At 72.1% G+C, this 17,613-nt stretch carries 17 protein-coding genes; 5 read left to right on the top strand and 12 right to left on the bottom strand.

Annotated features, from left to right (window positions below; translation table 11 throughout):
• Nucleotides 1-19 precede the first annotated feature (19 nt).
• Nucleotides 20-394: an RNA polymerase-binding protein RbpA gene (locus ACX25U_RS30315; protein ID WP_003977404.1), complete on the top strand. Its 375-nt coding sequence runs from the start codon at nt 20-22 to the stop codon at nt 392-394.
• 205 nt (nt 395-599) lie between these two features.
• Here the strand turns inward: ACX25U_RS30315 and fxsA are convergent, their stop codons facing one another.
• From fxsA to ACX25U_RS30295, 4 genes are all read right to left on the bottom strand, one after another.
• Nucleotides 600-1,157 (bottom strand): FxsA family membrane protein, encoded by a 558-nt coding sequence (gene fxsA, locus ACX25U_RS30310; protein ID WP_454384703.1) that lies wholly within the window; start codon nt 1,155-1,157, stop codon nt 600-602.
• A gap of 44 nt (nt 1,158-1,201) precedes the next feature.
• Entirely contained in the window at nt 1,202-1,999 is a 798-nt protein-coding gene (locus tag ACX25U_RS30305; RefSeq protein WP_454384701.1) for a polyprenol monophosphomannose synthase, read from the bottom strand.
• A gap of 545 nt (nt 2,000-2,544) precedes the next feature.
• Entirely contained in the window at nt 2,545-4,149 is a 1,605-nt protein-coding gene (locus tag ACX25U_RS30300; RefSeq protein ID WP_454384699.1) for an amidohydrolase, read from the bottom strand.
• A gap of 144 nt (nt 4,150-4,293) precedes the next feature.
• Nucleotides 4,294-4,734, bottom strand: coding sequence for an Lrp/AsnC family transcriptional regulator (locus ACX25U_RS30295; RefSeq protein WP_073945769.1), 441 nt, complete (start codon nt 4,732-4,734; stop codon nt 4,294-4,296).
• Nucleotides 4,735-4,973: 239 nt separating this feature from the next.
• Between ACX25U_RS30295 and ACX25U_RS30290 the strand changes: the two genes are divergently transcribed.
• Nucleotides 4,974-5,420: a hypothetical protein gene (locus tag ACX25U_RS30290; protein ID WP_454384697.1), complete on the top strand. Its 447-nt coding sequence runs from the start codon at nt 4,974-4,976 to the stop codon at nt 5,418-5,420.
• A gap of 682 nt (nt 5,421-6,102) precedes the next feature.
• The gene (locus ACX25U_RS30285; RefSeq protein WP_454384696.1) at nt 6,103-6,354 is read left to right on the top strand and encodes a hypothetical protein; all 252 of its coding nucleotides are present in this window, start codon (nt 6,103-6,105) and stop codon (nt 6,352-6,354) included.
• Here the strand turns inward: ACX25U_RS30285 and ACX25U_RS30280 are convergent.
• The 3 genes from ACX25U_RS30280 to ACX25U_RS30270 form a co-directional block, all read right to left on the bottom strand.
• A complete protein-coding gene (locus ACX25U_RS30280) occupies nt 6,317-7,489 on the bottom strand; it encodes an acyl-CoA dehydrogenase family protein (RefSeq protein WP_454384694.1) in 1,173 nt (390 codons plus the stop codon). The two genes, ACX25U_RS30285 and ACX25U_RS30280, sit on opposite strands and share 38 nt — an antisense overlap.
• A gap of 277 nt (nt 7,490-7,766) precedes the next feature.
• Nucleotides 7,767-8,465 carry a TetR/AcrR family transcriptional regulator gene (locus ACX25U_RS30275; RefSeq protein WP_454384693.1) on the bottom strand — a complete coding sequence of 233 codons (699 nt, stop codon included), beginning with the start codon at nt 8,463-8,465 and terminating at the stop codon, nt 7,767-7,769.
• A gap of 130 nt (nt 8,466-8,595) precedes the next feature.
• Complete coding sequence (locus ACX25U_RS30270; RefSeq protein ID WP_454384691.1) at nt 8,596-9,981, bottom strand: peptidase C39 family protein; 1,386 nt, start codon at nt 9,979-9,981, stop codon at nt 8,596-8,598.
• Between the two features lie 185 nt (nt 9,982-10,166).
• Here ACX25U_RS30270 and ACX25U_RS30265 point away from each other — a divergent pair, with 185 nt between their 5' ends.
• Complete coding sequence (locus tag ACX25U_RS30265) at nt 10,167-10,829, top strand: uridine kinase family protein (RefSeq protein WP_454384689.1); 663 nt, start codon at nt 10,167-10,169, stop codon at nt 10,827-10,829.
• Between the two features lie 430 nt (nt 10,830-11,259).
• Nucleotides 11,260-13,125 (top strand): AAA family ATPase, encoded by a 1,866-nt coding sequence (locus ACX25U_RS30260; RefSeq protein ID WP_454384687.1) that lies wholly within the window; start codon nt 11,260-11,262, stop codon nt 13,123-13,125.
• A 152-nt stretch (nt 13,126-13,277) separates the two neighbouring features.
• On the opposite strand, the gene ACX25U_RS30255 is transcribed toward ACX25U_RS30260, so the two are convergent.
• The 5 genes from ACX25U_RS30255 to ACX25U_RS30235 all read right to left on the bottom strand — a co-directional run bounded on the left by ACX25U_RS30255 (nt 13,278) and on the right by ACX25U_RS30235 (nt 17,607).
• The gene (locus tag ACX25U_RS30255; RefSeq protein ID WP_454384685.1) at nt 13,278-14,363 is read right to left on the bottom strand and encodes a hemolysin family protein; all 1,086 of its coding nucleotides are present in this window, start codon (nt 14,361-14,363) and stop codon (nt 13,278-13,280) included.
• Nucleotides 14,360-15,706, bottom strand: coding sequence for a hemolysin family protein (locus ACX25U_RS30250; RefSeq protein ID WP_454384683.1), 1,347 nt, complete (start codon nt 15,704-15,706; stop codon nt 14,360-14,362). Before ACX25U_RS30250 ends, ACX25U_RS30255 begins: the two co-directional genes overlap by 4 nt.
• 234 nt (nt 15,707-15,940) lie before the next feature.
• Nucleotides 15,941-16,408, bottom strand: coding sequence for a PH domain-containing protein (locus ACX25U_RS30245; protein ID WP_454384681.1), 468 nt, complete (start codon nt 16,406-16,408; stop codon nt 15,941-15,943).
• 22 nt (nt 16,409-16,430) lie between these two features.
• Nucleotides 16,431-17,279 carry an ATP phosphoribosyltransferase gene (hisG, locus tag ACX25U_RS30240; RefSeq protein ID WP_454384680.1) on the bottom strand — a complete coding sequence of 283 codons (849 nt, stop codon included), beginning with the start codon at nt 17,277-17,279 and terminating at the stop codon, nt 16,431-16,433.
• A gap of 55 nt (nt 17,280-17,334) precedes the next feature.
• On the bottom strand, nt 17,335-17,607 hold the full coding sequence (locus ACX25U_RS30235; RefSeq protein ID WP_007491392.1) for a phosphoribosyl-ATP diphosphatase: 273 nt from the start codon (nt 17,605-17,607) through the stop codon (nt 17,335-17,337).
• Nucleotides 17,608-17,613: the final 6 nt, after the last annotated feature.

Here is a 17,613-nt window from a genome sequence, read left to right as displayed (position 1 = left end):
AGCCCGGGAGGCACGATTCATGAGTGAGCGAGCTCTTCGCGGCACGCGCCTCGTGGTGACCAGCTACGAGACGGACCGCGGTATCGACCTGGCTCCACGCCAGGCCGTGGAGTACGCATGCGAGAAGGGGCACCGTTTCGAGATGCCCTTCTCGGTCGAGGCGGAGATCCCGCCGGAGTGGGAGTGCAAGGTCTGTGGAGCCCAGGCACTCCTGGTGGATGGCGACGGTCCGGAGGAGAAGAAGGCCAAGCCGGCACGTACGCACTGGGACATGCTGATGGAGCGGCGCACCCGTGAGGAACTCGAGGAGGTCCTCGAGGAGCGTCTGGCCGTTCTGCGCAGCGGTGCGATGAATATCGCCGTTCATCCTCGGGACAGCCGCAAGAGCGCGTAGTCCCCGCGGAGCCTGGGCCGCGTTACAGCGCACGTGAGTTGTCGCGGGCACCGTACGTCGACGTACGGTGCCCGCGATTTCGTGTGCCTGCGGTTTCGTTTTCTGGTGCGGTGCGTGGTGGATCGCTGTTCCTGGGGGCTGCGCCCCCGGACCCCCTGTCGGCCTTGACGGCCTTGTCCTCGATCGCCGGACGGGCTGGTCGGTCTCACCGGGTCAGAGGTGGGCGCTGCTCCCGTGGTGCGTCTGCCGGTTCCTCCTTGATGACCTCGCCTTGGACCACCTTGCCGTCGGGGCGGTGCATGCGGGCCTGTTGGAAGGCGTCGCCCAGGGTGCCGGGGGTAGAGGCGCGGAGTTTGCGGTCGACCGTGCGCTCGGCGTAGCGGCTCACGGCCCGCTGGACCGGTGGGAGGAGCAGGAGCAGGCCCATCGCGTCCGAGATCATGCCGGGAATCATCAGCAGCAGGCCGCCCAGCATCATCAGGCCGTTGCCGCCGCGGCGCGTGGAGGGGGCGCCGCCCTGCTGCAGTGCCTCGTTGAGGTTCTGGAAGGCACGGCGGCCGGCCCGCTTGATCACCGCCGCGCCGAGGACGAGGCCGGCCACCAGCAGCAGGAAGACCGCGAAGCCGCCCGCCGCGCCCGCGACCAGGGTCAGCAGCCAGATCTCCAGCACCAGCCACGCCGCGATACCCAGCGGCAGGTACCTGCGCAGCCGGGAGCGCCGGGGCCGGGTGGAGTGCGGAGAGGTCGGAGCGCCTGTCGTCATACTCCCAGTGTGCCTGGCGCCTGCTCAGTGCCGGATAAGTACTGTCACCGGCCCTTGTCACCCCGGCCAGTGATCTTGGTCACCCGCTCTCCCACGCCCCACGCGGTGACCCTCCACAGCGCCTCCACGAGGATGTCACGGCTCATCTTGGAGTCGCCGAATTCCCGCTCGACGAAGGTGATGGGGACCTCGACGACGTGGTAGCCGGCCTTGACGGCGCGGCGGGCCAGGTCGACCTGGAAGCAGTAGCCCTGCGAGGCGACCTCGTCCAGACCCAGGCCCTCGAGCGTCTCCCGCCGGAAGGCGCGGTAACCGCCGGTGATGTCCCGCAGGGGCAGGTCGAGGGCGAGGCGGGAGTACATGCTGCCGCCGCGGGAGATGAACTCGCGGCTCCTGGGCCAGTTCACCACGCGCCCGCCCGGCACCCAGCGGGAGCCCAGCACCAGGTCGGCGCCCTTGAGCGCGGTCAGCAGCCGGGGCAGTTCCTCGGGCTGGTGGGAGCCGTCGGCGTCCATCTCGACCAGGACGCCGTAGTCGTGCTCCAGTCCCCAGCGGAAGCCCGCGAGGTAGGCGGCGCCGAGGCCCTCCTTGCCCTTGCGGTGCAGCACGTGGACGTGCCCGTCCTCGGCCGCCAGTTCGTCGGCGAGCTTGCCGGTGCCGTCGGGGCTGTTGTCGTCGGCCACGAGGACGTGTGCCTCGGGGACGGTCTTGCGTACCCGGCCCACGATCGTCTTGATGTTCTCCGCCTCGTTGTAGGTCGGGATGATCACCAAGGCCGTGCCGAGCGGGCCGAGCCGCCTGTTCTGGGCCCCAGCCGCGAGGGTGCCGTCGCCGTGGTTCACTGCTGCCCCTTCATGTCCGTACGCAGGGGACCACCTTAGTGGCCCCGGCCTGCGAGGGCGTGACAACGACGTTCGTACGGGGGTGTCGATCGGGCAGGAGCGGGGTAAGGATGACCGTTTTGAACGCGCGGCGGATCCCCGTTCGGCGGATGGGGGCCCGGTGCCCTTCGGGCCGGCCTGGGACCCGCTGGCTGCGGATCGACCGAAAGCCGTTGTCTACTGAGCGCCCGGGCCCCACCCGGGTCACACCTCGCCGACCGTCCGGAACGCTCCGCCGTCGCCGCGGGCGCTGAGCCTGGCTCCCGGTGACGGTGACCCGGTGCGGCACACCGTCCCTGACCCAGCGGCGCCGCGACACGGGTATGGAGGTTCCCCGGCCGGGCGTCCGGTGATGGACCCGGCAGAACCTACCGGCCTCCTGCCGTCGCCTGTCAACCAGCCGATTGCCCTGGACGAGCGTGCTTCCTCGCCCGGTCGGCGCGCAGGATGCTCAGGTCGCGCGACGGAACGGCGGCCGGTGACCGCCGCCGCGCCGCCCCGGGAGATCACTCGCCCGGCCGTACGAACACGGTCCGCCCGCCCACCACGGTCCGCAGGCAGACGGGCAGGTCACGGCCAGGGGTGAGGTCGGGCAGCCCGGGGGTGCCGGAGCGCGGGTCGGTCGACCAGCGCGCGACCCGGTCGTCGGGGGCCTGGACGACGAGTTCGTCGGTGCGCCACACCGCGTAGTCCGCGGGGGCGCCCGGCACCAGGACTCCGGCGTCGTCCCGTCCGACCGCCCGCCAGCCGCCCCGCGTGTGCGCGATGAACGCGGCGCGTACCGAGACACGGTGCTCGGGGGTGCGGTGGAAGGCCGCCGCGCGGACCGTACCCCACGGGTCCAGCGGTGTGACGGGGCTGTCGGAGCCGAAGGCGAGCGGGACGCCGGTGCGGAGCAGGGCCGCGAAGGGGTTCAGCGCCCGGGCCCGCTCGGCGCCCAGGCGCTGGGCGTACATGCCGTCCTCGCCGCCCCACAGGGCGTCGAAGGCGGGCTGCACGGACGCGGTCAGGCCGAGTTCGGCGAAGGCGGCGATGGTCTCGGGCGTGAGCATCTCGGCGTGCTCGACGCGGTGCCGGGCGGCGCGGACCCGGGCGAGACCGACCTTCTCGGCGGCGGCGCGCATGCCGTCGACGACGGCGGTGACGGCGGCGTCGCCGATGGCGTGGAAGCCCGCCTGGAGGCCCGCCTCGGTGCTGGCGATGACATGGGCGGCGACGGCGGCCGCGTCGAGGTAGGCGGTTCCGGTGTGGTGCGCGTCGGCGTACGGCGCGTGCAGGCAGGCGGTGTGCGAGCCGATGGAGCCGTCGACGAAGAGGTCGCCGGCGGCGCCGAGCGCTCCGAGTTCCCGCGCCTTGCCGACGTTCTCCTCCGCCCAGTAGCCGACGACCCGGGGGCCCGGTTCCTCGGCGGCGAGCGCCAGCAGACCCGTGAAGTCGTCCTCGGAGGAGATGCGCGGGCCGCCGCACTCGTGCACGGACCCGATGCCCAGGGAGGCGGCGTGGGCGAGCGCGGCCCGCTGTGCCTCGGTGCGCTGGGCGGGGGTGATCGCGCCGAACGCGGCGGCGCGTACGGCGTGGTGGGCGTCGGCGGTCAGCGGGCCGTCCACGGGGCCCGGGTCTCCGGGCACCAGGTCGAGCAGAGCCGTGGTGACGACGGCTGAGTGGACGTCGATCCGGCTGAGGTAGAGGGGCCGGCCGCCGGTGGCCTCGTCGAGTTCCGCGCGCGTGGGGGGACGGCCGCCGGGCCAGCGGGCCGCGTCCCAGCCGTGGCCGAGCAGCACGCGGTCGTCGGGGCGGGCGGCGGCGAAGTCCCGTACCCGGGCGAGTGCCGCCTCCAGGGAGGGGGCGTCGGACAGGTCCAGGCCGGTGAGCGCGAGGCCGGTCGCGGTGGTGTGCACATGGGCATCGGTGAACGCCGGGGTGACGAGTGCGCCGTCCAGGTCGACCACCTCGTCGACGCCGTCCGCGAACGCGTCCGCCGCGCCCTCCGAACCGACCCACGCCACCTGCCCCGCCTCGACGACCATCGCGGTCGCGAACGGGTCGGCGGGGCTGTGTACCTCGCCCCGGCGAAGAAGAACGGTCTGGACGTCAACACTGCGCTCACTCATGAACACCAGTCTCCCGCCCCCCCGGGGCGCCGCCGCACGCAGGGCGTCGTCAGCCGCCGGCCGGTCCAGCCTGCCGACCGGGGCCTGACCGGCAGGCTGCCGCAGGCGCCCCGTCGAACGTGGCCGTCAGGTGACGGTTCGTGATCAGATGCGGGGAGGCCGGGACTCGTACGGGGTGGACAGGACCACCGTTGTGCGGGTGGAGACGCCTGCCAGAGTGCGTACGCGTGCCAGGAGTTCCTCCAGTTCGTGGGGGGTGGCCACGCGGACCTTGAGGATGTAGTTCTCGTCGCCGGCGACGCTGTGGCAGGCCTCGATCTCCGGGACGCCGGCCAGGCGGTCGGCGATGTCGTCGGGGGCGCTGGGGTCGAAGGGTTTGACCGAGATGAAGGCGGTCATGGGCAGGCCCACGGCCTCGGCGTCGACGACCGCGGCGTATCCGCGGATGACGCCGCGCTGCTCCAGCCGCCGCACCCGCTGGTGCACGGCCGACGTGGACAGGCCCGTGGCCTTGCCCAGGTCGGTGTAGCTCATCCGCCCGTCCTTGACGAGCAGCTGCACGATCTGTCGGTCCAGCTCCTCCATGGCGCAAGAACCTACAGGGCTCCTGATCTCCCCGGACAGCTCAGCGGACCGGGTCGTGCGCCGTTCGTGATGTCGCACAAGCCGTCACGGCGGGCACCTGCGGGCGGCGTGTGACGAACGCCACACCTCTTGGAAGCTCTCCGTGATGTTCTCGTGATTACCACCGAGACCGGACGGGAAGTGCTTGCTGTGGTCGAGGCCGCAGCGCCTTCACGGCCCAGCCTTAGGGGGAGAATCCCATGCAGAGTCTCAAGCGCCCTGGTCGTTCTGTGCCCGAGCGGCGGCAGGCGGTCGTCGAACTCCAGCCGGAGTGGATGGAGTCCGACGCCGACGACGCCCTGGACGGCGAGGAACCCGACGCCTACGACACCTTCGAGATGTACCGGGTGATCTGCCCGGAGTGCGCGCAGCCCATCGCCCTGCTCGCGGACGAGGAGGTCCTGCCGGAGCACGCCCTGTGCTCCTCGCCGTGGAACCCGTTCGGGCTCACGGTCTGCGCCGGTACGGGCCGCCGGGCGTCCGACGCCCGCCCCGCCGACGAGTCCTTCGCACCCCAGGAGCAGGACACCGCCCTGCTGTTGACGCTCCCTCAGGGACTTGACTGGCGCATGCAGCCTTTCTCGCACGTCGGCGGCCCGGGCTCGCGCCCGATGCGCGTGCCGGCGATGCGCCGTCATGCCGCCTGAGCGACGCTGCCCGATCCCCGTGGGGCTCGCTCCCGCGCCCCGCCCCGGCCTGCGTCGCGGCGCGGGCCCGCACGACGGGCACCGGCCGGCACCGTGGCCCGGCCGGGGATGACGGCACCGCCGGGGATGACGGCACCGCCGGGGCTCACGACGCCGCCCGCACAACGGCCCGGACCGGGGCCGCGGCCCCGGTCGACAGCCTGGCCTCGGTGGGCACCAAGGCCCTGGCGGCACCATGGCACTGCCGGGTCACGACCCTCCAATCACGGCGCCGCCTCGCACCACGGCCCAGCCCGGGACCACGGCACGGTCGGCACCACGGCCCCGCCACTTGCCAGGGCACCGTCCGGAATGACGGCACCGCCCGCACCACGGCCCAGCCCGGGACCACGGCACGGTCGACACCACGGCCCCGCTCGGTACCTGGGCTCCGCCCAGGAGCGCGGAAACCGCGTCCTGCGCCGCAGCCCCGCCCGCACCACGGCAACCGACCGCCCCGCCGCAAGGCGCCAACCGGCCCAGGCCGCCATGGGGCCGGATCCGCGCGCGGGTTCAGTGCGTCGTGTCCCGTACCGACCCAGGCCACCGCCGGCCCAGGCCGCTGTCGACCCCGGACGCCCGTGAACTCACGCTCGATTCCACGCAGTGGTGACCTGGCCGCCGGGCGTCGCGTTGGCCAGGTATGACCACCACCGAGACGGCAGTCGCGCGTCGGCGTCGCGTGTTCGTGCCGCCGCCACCCGCGGAATCGGTCCCGCCTGCGCCTCCGCAGGCCCAGGACCCGCCGATCTACCGCGACTTGGTGCGCATCTGGGCCGACCGGGGCCGTACCCTGCCGGGGCGTCACGACCCGGAGTGGGTGCGGCTGGTGGCGCCCCCGGCCGGCCTCGGGCTGTTCAGCGGGTCTCGGGACCCGCGACGTGACGGGCGATGACCATCCGCTGGATCTGGTTGGTGCCCTCGACGATCTGCAGGACCTTGGCCTCGCGCATGTAGCGCTCGACCGGGAAGTCCGCGGTGTAGCCGTACCCGCCGAGCACCTGGACGGCGTCGGTGGTCACCTTCATCGCCGTGTCCGTGCAGAACAGCTTGGCCATGGCCGCCTGCCGCGCGAACGGCCGGCCGGCGTCCCGCAGCCGCGCCGCCGCCAGGTACAGCGCGCGGCCCGCCTCGATCTGCGTCGCCATGTCGGCGATCATGAAGCGCAGTCCCTGGAAGTCCGATATCGGCCGCCCGAACTGCTGCCGCCCGGCGGCGTAACCGACCGCCTCGTCCAGGGCGGCCTGGGCGAGACCGATGGCGCAGGCCGCGATGCCGAGCCGGCCGGAGTCGAGCGCGGACAGCGCGATGGCGAAGCCCTGCCCCTCCTCCCCCAGACGCCGGTCGTCGGAGACTCGTACTCCGTCCAGGTGGATCTGCGCGGTGGGTGAGCCCTTCAGACCCATCTTCTTCTCCGGGGCCGCGGCGCTCAGGCCCTCGGCGTCGCCGGGCACCAGGAAGGCCGTGATACCGCGCGGGCCCTCCTCGCCGGTGCGGGCCATGACCGTGTAGAAGTCGGCGATCCCGCCGTGGGTGATCCACGACTTGGTCCCGGTGATCACCCAGTCGTCGCCGTCCCGGACCGCCTTGGTGCGCAGCGAGGCCGCGTCGGAGCCGGAGGCGGGCTCGGAGAGGGCGTACGCGCCGAGCAGGCCGCCGCCGAGCATGGCGGGCAGGTGCTCGACCTGCTGTTCCTTGGTGCCGTAGGCGGCGAGCCCGTACGAGGCGAGCGTGTGCACGCTCAGGCCCAGGCCGACGGTGAGGCGGGCCGCGGCCAACTCCTCGAGGACCTGGAGGTACACCTCGTAGGGCTGGTCGCCGCCGCCGTACTCGGAGTCGTAGGGCAGGCCGAGCAGTCCCGAACGGGACAGCAGGGTGAAGGTCTCGCGCGGGAAGCGTCCCGCGTCCTCCTCCTCGGCCGCCTTGGGGGCGATCTCGTGCTGCGCGATGTCGCGGACGAGCGAGATCAGGTCCCGGGCCTCGTCCGTGGGCAGTTGCCGGTCCACCGGCTGCGGGGCGCGGTCGGGCATGGCGACGCTCTCCTCCCTGTCGGGCACATCGGCGGATGTGCGCCTTGGGTGGGGCGGCTCCGCCGGGGTCTTTCTCGGGCCCAGCCGGGCCGGCGATCCCGGGTCACGGAAGCTGCTGACCAGCGGCTGTGCGCTGTGAGTATGCCCGATCGGAGAGATCCCGTCACCGGTTAACGGTCGCTTACTCCAAGAAATTTCAAGAGGCCGGAATTGGTCCAAACCACCGGCGAACCGAGCGGCACGTCCGTCTGGGAGCCGAGCGGGTACACGTGCCTGCTCAGTCGTCGCGCCGGGCGGGTGCGGGGGCCGGGTGGGCCGGGTCCAGTTCCTCGATGGCGCGCAGGGTACCGCCGAGGGTCTTCACCAGCAGTTCGCGCATGGTGTCGCGGGACAGCTCGGGCCGGTCGATCCAGTCCAGGGTGGCGCCCTCGACGCTGCACACCCAGGCGAGCAGGCCCGTGCGGGCCAGTGGGGCGATCGCGGTACGGCCGTAGGCGCCCTGCGCGATGGTCGCGACGATGGCCTCGCGCACGCCGTCCCGGATGGCGTGGACCTCGGTGTCGAAGCCGACGCCGCCGCTGACGATGGTGCGGTAGGCGGCCTGGTTGTGCTCCGCGTAGCGGAGGTAGCCGTCGATGGTGCGGTGCACCCGGTCCACGGCCGGGAGTTCCAGGCCGCCCGCCGCGAAGGTGACCAGGTCGGCGACGGAGTCCTCGATGATCGCCAGGTAGTAGCCGCGCTTGGACCGGAAGTAGTAGTAGATCAGTCCCTTGGCCACATGGGCCTGCCGGGCGATGTCGTCCACCGAGAGGGCGTCGTAGGAGGTGTCGGCGAACAACCTCCGCCCGATGGCGATGAGTTCGGCGCGACGTGCCACGGAGCGCTCGGTGCCGCGCGCACGGCTGGGGGTCCCCCCTGCTCGAACGGAGTCGAGAGCTCGGGGGAGGGCGGCCTCACGCTGTCGACTGATATGCAATTTCGGCCCTGGTCTCCAACTGACGGTCGGACTCCGCAGTATGGCAGGTCGGTCGGTGATCGGGCCGGGCACGGGGGAAGGCCCCGGTCGCCCGGGGCCTTCGTGGCCTCGTACACCTGCGGCGCTCCTGTCAGCGGACGCCCACCGCGGCGAGGGCCTTGCGCTGCTGGGCCGTTGGGTGGGCCGGGAAATACAGGTAGCAGATGCCGCCGCTGCCGGAGGCGACCTTGCCGGAGGCGTTGTACCGCTTGGTCCTGAGCCAGATGTTCTCGAACTCCCGGCGCCGGTACACGTGCCGCACCGCCTCGTCGCTCGGCGAGGCTGGGTCATTGGCGATCACATCGCCGTCGGCGGTGAAGCCGATGACGGTCATCAAGTGGCCGTTGGTGCCGTAACCGGCGCCGGTCAGCTCGGTCTTGAGGAAGGACTGGGACGTTATGGCCGGGATGCCGGCCGCGATCAGCGTCTCGAGGTCGGTGAGCGAGCCGAGCCGGGTGACGACGCCCTGCAGGTCCTTGAACGTGGCCGCGTAGGCGGCGTTGAACGGCCAGTTGCCGCAGCCGGCGTACTGGTGGTCGTACGTGTGCCGGGCGGCGTGGCAGACCTGCGGGTCGGTGTAGGAGGGATCGACCCAGGACAGTTGCTCGGGGGTGAGCCGGCCGCCCCAGTACTCGATGATCATCTGGGAGGAGGTGGGGCTGCACCAGGCCTCGCCGCCGTTGTCGTACTCGGGGTACTGGCCGGCGTGGATCTCCTGCGAGTAGCGCGGGACGATCAGTTCCCCGGCCAGGCCGGGTGTGGAGGCGGGGACGGTGAAGCGGTCCGGGATGTCGGAGCCCATGGCGCCGATCCGCCACACGGTGGGGGTGAGGGTGGTGCCGGGCTTGCGGTAGAGGGTGAGGCGCAGCCGGTACGAGGCGAGGCGCAGCCCGGAGGCCGGATCGTCGACGGAGAAGGTGTCCGTCCAGACGGTGCTGCGGCCGTCGCTCTGGCCGTCGACGGAGGTCCGCCTGATGTCCTGGTCACCGGCCGCCCAGCGGCCCATCACGTACCAGGGGGTGTCCGTGCCGTCGGAGTACGTGCCCCGCAGCTCGACCTGGAGCCAGGTCCCGGCCGGGGTGTGCGCGTTCCAGGAGGCGACCGCCTCGGTGGCCGGCACGGCGAGCCGGTGGACCGGTCCTGTCCAGGCGGCGTACTCCCAGGTGGCGGTGGTGCCGGTGTGCGGGTCGGTGTAGTCGGTGGTGCCCGCCGGCCGCTCCATCCGGAGGCCGGGACGGACACCCGCGACGGCACGGGCGCCGTGGGCCGTACCGCTGCGCCAGTCGGGGTACGTCGTCCAGGCGCGGTAGTCGACCGGGCGGGCCGGGGTGGTGCGGGGGCGGCCGCCGGCGTTCGGGGTTTTGGCGGCCGGCGCGGTTACGGTGGCGGCGACCGCCGGTGCGGCGCCACCCGCCATCGCCGCGGCGACCGCGATGGCCAGGACGGATCTGCGGGACGGCTGTCCGGCTCTGCTCATGGGTGGATGACCCCCAGGTGTCCGAAGTCGGGGCGGGTCCGTGCACGGCTGTGCGCCCACTATGACCGCGGCGCCCGCCTCCTGCCAGCACTTCGACACGCGCCACACCCACCAATATTGGTCTCTACCACTGGCGTGACCTGCGAGGAGCCACTCCGCCGCGGCTCGTGGGGGCCGTCACTAGAATGCCTTGGGAATGCACGCCTCCGTCTGTTCCGGGAATGGTCATTCGCGCTCTCGCTGATCGTCTTCGCTGTTCGCCGCCGTCCTGCGGGACCGTGCGGCTCATCGGCGTCGACGGGCATGCCGGGTCCGGGAAATCCACGTTCGCCGGGGAGTTGGCGATGGCACTCGGGGGTGCGCCCGTGCTGCACCTGGACGATGTCGCCAGTCACGAGGAGTTGTTCTCGTGGGACGGGCGGCTGCTGAGCGAGGTCGTCGAGCCGCTCGAGCGCGGGGTGACGGCGCGGTACTTCCCGTACGACTGGCGGGCGCGGCGGTTCGGGCCGGCGCGCGCGCTGCCGCCGGCGCCGGTGATCCTCGTCGAAGGCGTGGGGGCGGGGCGGCGGACGCTGCGCCCGCATCTGGCGCGGCTGCTGTGGATGGACCTGCCGCGTGAGGAGGCCTGGGCGCGGGGGCGGTCGCGGGACGGCGAGGAGCAGCGGGAGTTCTGGTCCGGATGGGTCGAGGCCGAGCGCCGGCACTTCGCAGAGGACCCCTCGCGGCCCTTCGCCGATCTTCTGGTACGGCAGTTGTCCCAGGGATACGAGGTGCTTCCGGGACCTGCCGGGACCGTTGGACCGGACCACTTCGTCACCCACCGTGACGGGCCGTCGGCAATGTGCTGAACTTGTGAAGACCGCCGTGGGCGAACTTCTCCGGCCGCTCCAACTCCGCTTGACCCGGGGGCCGTACAGGACTTACGTTCTCAATATGCGGTCATCGAAGACCGCCGACAGACGCGAAGCCCCCGGTTGTTCCCCCGTGATCGGGGGCTTCGTTCTGCCCTCCTGCCGTTTTCCGGACGCCGTCCGGCACCGTCCGGTGACCCTCGGTCACCATGTACGGCGCGCCCCGTCCGCTCCCACCTCGCCGAACGGCCCGTGCGGCACCCTTCGGCGTGCGGCGGCCCCGCAGGTACGATGCCCTCGGTGCGACCTTCGGACGGCTGCTCAGCGCACTGCAACTCCGGTCCGCGGTACAGCGGTTCGACCACAGGAGGCTGCCTGGTGGATGCCGGGCGGCGAACCTTGGGGGGCACGGTTTTTGGGGGACGTGATGGACTTCGGCACGCAGGGCCCCGACGCCCCGGCCGACCTCGCGTGGCTGCGAGGCGTGGACGCCTACACCATGGGCGCCTATCCGCAGGCGGAGGAGGAGTTCCGTACCGCGGTGCGGTTGGACCCCGGGATGGCCGACGGCTGGCTCGGCCTGCACGCGCTACGGGTGGACACGACGACCGCGCTGCTGCGGATGTTCCGGCACCGGGACCGTTTCGGCGAGCAGCGCGCCCGGCACCGCCGCACGCTCAACTCCTGGTACTGGCTGGGCTGGTGGGTGCAGCCCGTCCTGGAGAGGCCCCGCGATCTGCTGCTCGCGCACGCCTCGCACTGGCTGGACGGCCGCCATGTCCCCGAGCTGGACCGGGCGCTGGCCGGACTGCCGCCGGTGGACACCGACGCCCAGGTCCGCTTTCTGCACGCCTGCCGCGCCTATCTCGTCAAGGACTGGGAGCAGCTGGTCCGGCACACCGACCCGCTGCTCGACGATCCCCTGCTCGGCATCGAGGCCGGGCTGTTCGGCGGCATGGCCCGGGTCCGGATGGAGATGTACGGGCAGGCCGAGCCGCTGCTCGCGGCCGCGCTGATGCGTTGCCGCAGCGAGCAGCCGCAACGCAAGGAGCTGCGGTACTGGCTGGCGCGGGCGCACGAGGGCACCGGGCGCAGCGCCGCCGCGCTCCCGCTGTACCGGGCGGTGCACCGGGTCGATCCGGCCTTCATGGACACCTCGGCGCGGCTGGCGGCGATCGCCGAGAGCGACGGCTACGACGACGTGGCCGGGCTCGCCGCGATCACGCTGACCGGTGTCGGGCAGGACACGGTGGACGGCCCGGACGTGCTGGACCCGCTCTTCGGTACGGAGGGACGGGACCTGAGGCTGTCCGGTTCCGATCTGCCGGTGACCGGTCCGCTGCCGTCGGTGCCCGATCCGGCGGTGCGCCGGCGGACCACGGCGGGCGGGGGGACGCCGCCCACGGGGCCGACCGATCCCGCGTTACTCGAGGAAGCGCTCGCCGAGCTCGAGCGCATGGTGGGGCTGGAGCCGGTGAAACGCCAGGTCAAGGCCCTGTCCGCGCAGTTGAACATGGCGCGGCTGCGGGCCGGGCAGGGGTTGCCCGTGCAGCCGCCCAAGCGGCACTTCGTCTTCTCCGGCCCCTCGGGCACCGGCAAGACCACGGTCGCCCGCATCCTCGGTCGCGTCTTCTACGCCCTCGGTCTGCTCGGCGGCGACCATCTGGTGGAGGCCCAGCGGGCCGATCTGGTCGGCGAGTACCTGGGACAGACCGCCGTCAAGGCCAACGAACTCATCGACTCCGCGATCGGTGGTGTCCTCTTCGTCGACGAGGCGTACTCGCTGTCCAACTCCGGTTACGGGAAGGGTGACGCGTACGGCGACGAGGCGCTGCAGGTGCTGCTCAAGCGGGCCGAGGACAACCGCGATCACCTGGTGGTGATCCTCGCCGGCTATCCCGAGGGCATGGACCGGCTGCTGGCCGCCAACCCCGGGCTGTCGTCCCGCTTCACGACCCGGGTGGACTTTCCGTCGTACCGGCCCCCGGAACTCACCGAGATCGGCAGGGTGCTCGCCGCGGAGAACGGGGACCTGTGGGACGACGAGGCCCTGGACGAGCTGCGCTCGATCGCCGGGCATGTGGTCGACCAGGGGTGGATCGACGAACTCGGGAACGGGCGGTTCCTGCGGACGCTGTACGAGAAGAGCTGTGCGTACCGGGATCTGCGGCTGTCCACGTATCCGGGGACGCTGTCCCGGGACGACCTGGCGACGCTGCGGCTGCCGGATCTCATGCAGGCGTACGGCGAGGTCTTGTCGGGGCGGGGACCCCAGGATCCGTCGGCCTTGTGACCACGTAGCCGCGGACAGTCGTGCCTCCCCCGGTGCTGAACGCCTGGGGGACCCCCAGGGCGCCGGGGTCCCCCTGCTCGAAGAGCTTGGGGGAGGCACCCGGCGAGCGCGGGCGAGCGGATCCACCCGCCCACAGCAACACCGGGCGCCGCTCAGGTGGCCAGTACCTCCTCCGGCTCGCCACTCCCCCGCGGCTCCGTGAGCCGTATCTCCGTCGCCACCCGGTGGGCCGGGTCCCGCACCTCGCCCACCAGGAGTTCCAGTACGTCCTCCAGGGCGACCAGGCCCAGCACCTTGCCGGAGGCGTCCGCCACCTGGGCCAGGTGGGTGGCCGCCCGGCGCATGACCGTCAGAGCGTCGTCGAGCGGCAGCTCGGCGCGCAGGGTGGTCATCGGGCGCCATATCCGCTGCGGTACGGCCCGGTCGGAGTCCTCCAGGTCCAGGACGTCCTTGACGTGGAGGTAGCCCAGGAAGGCGCCGCTGTCGGCGGCGACCGGGAAGCGGGAGTAGCCGGTGCGGGCGGTGAGCGCGACGATCTCGCCGGGGGTGACCGACGGGCCGACCGTCACCAGTGCCTCGCGCCCCAGCAGGACGTCGGTGACCGGGCGGGAGCCCAGCTCCAGCGCGTCCTCCAGGCGCTCCTGCTCCTCGGGGTCCAGCAGTCCTGCCTGGCGGGAGTCCTCCACCAGCCGGTTGAGCTGCGCCCTTGTGAAGGCGGCCTCGACCTCGTCCTTGGGCTCGACGCGGAACAGCCGCAGGACGCCCTTGGCGCATGCGCCGAGCGCAACCGTGACCGGCCTGCACAGACGGGCGAAGGCGACCAGGCCGGGGCCGAGCCACAGCGCGGCCTTCTCCGGTGCGGCCATGGCGAGGTTCTTCGGCACCATCTCGCCGATGACGAGGTGGAAGAAGACCACGCCCGCGAGCGCGATGACGTAGCCGAGCGGGTGGACCACGCCGTCGGGCAGACGCAGCCAGGTGAACACCGGCTCCAGCAGACGGGCCACCGTCGGTTCGGCGACGGCGCCCAGGGTCAGCGAGCAGACGGTGATGCCGAACTGGGCGGCGGCCATCATCTGCGGCAGCCGCTCCAGACCGTGCAGCACCTGGCGGGCCCGCGCGGTGCCGAGCGGTTCGATCTGGCTGCGGCGGACGGAGACGAGGGCGAACTCGGCACCGACGAAGAAGCCGTTGGCGAGCACCAGCAGCGCGGCGAAGACCAGTTGGAGCACGCTCATCGGGCGGCCTCCACCACGGCCGCGACCGCGTCCGCCGCGGGGGCGGTACGGACCAGCCGTACCCGCTCCGCGCGATAGTGCCCGACCTGGCGCACGGCCAGCCGCCAGCCGGGCAGCTCCGCCCGGTCTCCGGGGGCCGGAATACGGCCGAGCAGGTCGGCGACCAGGCCCGCGACGGTCTCGTACGGGCCCTCGGGGACGTCCAGGCCGATGCGCTTCAGCAGGTCGACACGGCAGCCGCCGTCGACGTCCCAGGCGGGCCGGCCGTCCTCCGGCGGGGCGGGGGCGAGCTCGGGCGCGTCCGTGGCGTCGTGCTCGTCGCGGACCTCGCCGACGAGTTCCTCGACGATGTCCTCCAGGGTGACGACGCCCGCAGTGCCGCCGTACTCGTCGACCACGACGGCGATGGGCTGCTCGCTGCGCAGCCGGGCGAGCAGGGGCCGCACCGGCAGCGTCTCGGGGACCAGCAGCGCCGGGCGGGCGATACGGCCCACGGGGGTGCGCAGCCGCTCGTGCGCCGGCACCGCGAGGGCGTCCTTGAGGTGGACCATGCCGACGACTTCGTCGATCTTCTCGTGGTAGACGGGGAAGCGGGACAGGCCGGTGGCGCGGGTCAGGTTGACCACGTCCTCGGCGGTCGCCGAGGACTGCAGGGCGCTGACCTTCACGCGCGGGGTCATGACGTGCTGTGCGGTCAGGTCACCCAGGGACAGGGTGCGCACGAAGAGGTCCGCGGTGTCCGGTTCGAGGGCACCGGCCCGGGCCGAGTGGCGGGCCAGCGAGACCAGCTCGCCGGGGGTGCGGGCGGAGGCCAGTTCCTCGGTGGGCTCGACGCCCAGGGCGCGCACCAGCCGGTTGGCGACCGCGTTCAGCGTGGCGATCACCGGGTGGAACAGGCGCGAGAAGACGTGCTGCGGGCCGGCCACGAAGCGCGCGACCTGCAGGGGCCGGGACACCGCCCAGTTCTTGGGCACGAGCTCGCCGATCACCATCTGGACCGCCGAGGCCAGCAGCATGCCGACGACCACGGCGACCCCGGAGACGGCCCCGTCGGGTATACCGACCGCCGTGAACGGGCCGCGCAGCAGCCGGGCCAGCGCCGGTTCGGCGAACATGCCGACCACCAGGGAGGTGATCGTGATGCCGAGCTGGGTGCCGGAGAGCTGGAAGGACAGCTCCTTGAGGGATTCGACGACCGTACGGGCCCGTGGGTCGCCTTCGGCGGCGGCCTTCTCGGCGTCCGGGCGCTCGACGGTGACCAGGCCGAACTCGGCCGCGACGAAGAAGCCGTTGGCCAGGATCAGCAGGAATGCCGCTGCCAGGAGCAGCAGGGGGATGGTCATGATGCCGCCGCCTCCGCGTGCGCGCGAACCGCGGTCGGGCGGTTGGCGCTATGTCGGCAGGGGGCGGCGCAGGTACTGCAGGACGATCCGTCCATCGCCGGAGGGAGTCACTCCTCGGGTAGTAGGAGCCCCTGGCACCGGGCGGAGCTCAGGGGCGGAGGCGCAACGAAAAACACCTCCGCCCTACAGAATATTCAAGACGGGGCCCCATGCGTCAGGGTGGACGCCCCCGACTCAGTCCTGAGGTTCACCCTCTGACCGCTCGGGGTCCTGGACGGACCGGGCCTCGACGAGCGCGCGCAGGGTGCGCGCGTCGGCGATGGCACGCTGCTTGGCGATACCCGGCTGGATGCCGAGCGCGGGCAGGCTGGTGCCGTCGCTGAGGTCCAGGAACACCCACGGGTCGCCGGGGCGCAGGTTCACCTGCAGGATCTCCGCCCAGGCCAGATGGCGCCGCCCGACGATGTTGACGACGGTGACACCGGAGTCGTCGGCGACCACCTTCGGCCGGGCGAGCAGGACCGGGACCCCGGCCAGCAGGACTCCGGTGAAGACGAAGCTGACGCGCTCGCCGGGACCGAGCTTTTCCAGCAGCAGCGCGAGGACGGTCATCGCCATGAACAGGACGACACCGGCGGTGAGCAGGACGGCCCGGGTGCGGCCCGGCCGGAAGGTGACGGGAAGTGCGGGCAGGTCGGACATCGTCGTGTGCCTCTTTCGTCCTTCAGAGGCGGCAGGCGTGGATGGCCGTGGTCAGGATGGCGCGAGCGCCGATCGCGTACAGGTCGTCCATGATCCGCTGGGCCTCGTTGGCCGGGACCATGGCGCGTACGGCGACCCAGCCCTCGTTGTGCAGCGGGGAGACGGTCGGGGACTCCAGGCCCGGGGTGAGCGCGACGGCCTTCTCCAGCTGCTCGACCCGGCAGTCGTAGTCCATCATCACGTACGTCCGGGCCACCAGGACGCCCTGGAGGCGGCGCAGGAACTGCTGCACCTTGGGCTCCTCGGTGTCCGCGCCGGTGCGGCGGACGACGATCGCCTCCGACTTCATGATCGGCTCGCCGACGACCTCCAGACCGGCGTTGCGCAGCGAGGTGCCGGTCTCGACGACGTCCGCGATGACCTCGGCGACGCCGAGTTCGACGGCGGTCTCGACGGCGCCGTCCAGGTGGACGACGGAGGCGTCGATGCCGCCGTCGGCGAGGTGCTTGGCGACGATGCCCTCGTAGGAGGTGGCGACCGTCTTGCCGTTCAGGTCGGCGATGTCACCGACGGTGCCGGGCTTGGCCGCGTAGTGGAAGGTGGAGCGGGCGAAGCCGAGCGGCAGGATCTCCTCGGCGCCCGCTCCGGAGTCGACGAGCAGGTCACGACCGGTGATGCCGATGTCGAGGCGGCCGGTGGAGACGTAGATCGCGATGTCGCGGGGGCGGAGGTAGAAGAACTCGACCTCGTTGGTCGGGTCGACGATCCGCAGCTCCTTGGACTCGCGTCGCTGCCGGTAGCCGGCCTCATGCAGCATCTCCGCCGCAGGGCCGGAGAGTGAACCCTTGTTGGGGACGGCGATGCGCAGCATGAGGTCGGCTTCCTTCGTTCGTTGCGGTGCGTACAGGACTGCGTGCGGATGGTGCTCAGAGGTGGGCGTAGACGTCGTCCAGGGAGATGCCGCGGGCGACCATCATCACCTGGACGTGGTACAGCAGCTGCGAGATCTCCTCGGCGGCCGCCTCCTTGCCCTCGTACTCGGCGGCCATCCAGACCTCGGCGGCCTCTTCGACGACCTTCTTGCCGATGGCATGGACCCCCTTGCCGACGAGTTCGGCGGTGCGGGAGGTGGCGGGGTCGCCGTGGGCGGCCTTGTGCTGGAGCTCGGTGAAGAGCTCCTCGAACGTCTTCTTGGACATGGTGGT

It is taken from the genome of Streptomyces sp. JNUCC 63 (genome assembly GCF_054366325.1).
The sequence above is the reverse complement of the archived record's forward strand: the minus strand, read 5'-3'. Positions and strand labels throughout refer to the sequence as shown.

Bases quoted from the DNA above. Each gene is read 5' to 3' on its own strand.
- ACX25U_RS30255 (WP_454384685.1), bottom strand. From the start codon at position 14,363: ATGAGCGTGCTCCAACTGGTCTTCGCCGCGCTGCTGGTGCTCGCCAAC.
- ACX25U_RS30290 (WP_454384697.1), top strand. From the start codon at position 4,974: ATGCAGAGTCTCAAGCGCCCTGGTCGTTCTGTGCCCGAGCGGCGGCAG.
- hisG (WP_454384680.1), bottom strand. From the start codon at position 17,279: ATGCTGCGCATCGCCGTCCCCAACAAGGGTTCACTCTCCGGCCCTGCG.
- ACX25U_RS30300 (WP_454384699.1), bottom strand. From the start codon at position 4,149: ATGAGTGAGCGCAGTGTTGACGTCCAGACCGTTCTTCTTCGCCGGGGC.
- ACX25U_RS30315 (WP_003977404.1), top strand. From the start codon at position 20: ATGAGTGAGCGAGCTCTTCGCGGCACGCGCCTCGTGGTGACCAGCTAC.
- ACX25U_RS30235 (WP_007491392.1), bottom strand. From the start codon at position 17,607: ATGTCCAAGAAGACGTTCGAGGAGCTCTTCACCGAGCTCCAGCACAAG.
- ACX25U_RS30270 (WP_454384691.1), bottom strand. From the start codon at position 9,981: ATGAGCAGAGCCGGACAGCCGTCCCGCAGATCCGTCCTGGCCATCGCG.
- ACX25U_RS30285 (WP_454384696.1), top strand. From the start codon at position 6,103: ATGACCACCACCGAGACGGCAGTCGCGCGTCGGCGTCGCGTGTTCGTG.
- ACX25U_RS30265 (WP_454384689.1), top strand. From the start codon at position 10,167: ATGCCTTGGGAATGCACGCCTCCGTCTGTTCCGGGAATGGTCATTCGC.
- ACX25U_RS30260 (WP_454384687.1), top strand. From the start codon at position 11,260: ATGGACTTCGGCACGCAGGGCCCCGACGCCCCGGCCGACCTCGCGTGG.
- ACX25U_RS30295 (WP_073945769.1), bottom strand. From the start codon at position 4,734: ATGGAGGAGCTGGACCGACAGATCGTGCAGCTGCTCGTCAAGGACGGG.
- ACX25U_RS30250 (WP_454384683.1), bottom strand. From the start codon at position 15,706: ATGACCATCCCCCTGCTGCTCCTGGCAGCGGCATTCCTGCTGATCCTG.
- ACX25U_RS30280 (WP_454384694.1), bottom strand. From the start codon at position 7,489: ATGCCCGACCGCGCCCCGCAGCCGGTGGACCGGCAACTGCCCACGGAC.
- ACX25U_RS30245 (WP_454384681.1), bottom strand. From the start codon at position 16,408: ATGTCCGACCTGCCCGCACTTCCCGTCACCTTCCGGCCGGGCCGCACC.
- fxsA (WP_454384703.1), bottom strand. From the start codon at position 1,157: ATGACGACAGGCGCTCCGACCTCTCCGCACTCCACCCGGCCCCGGCGC.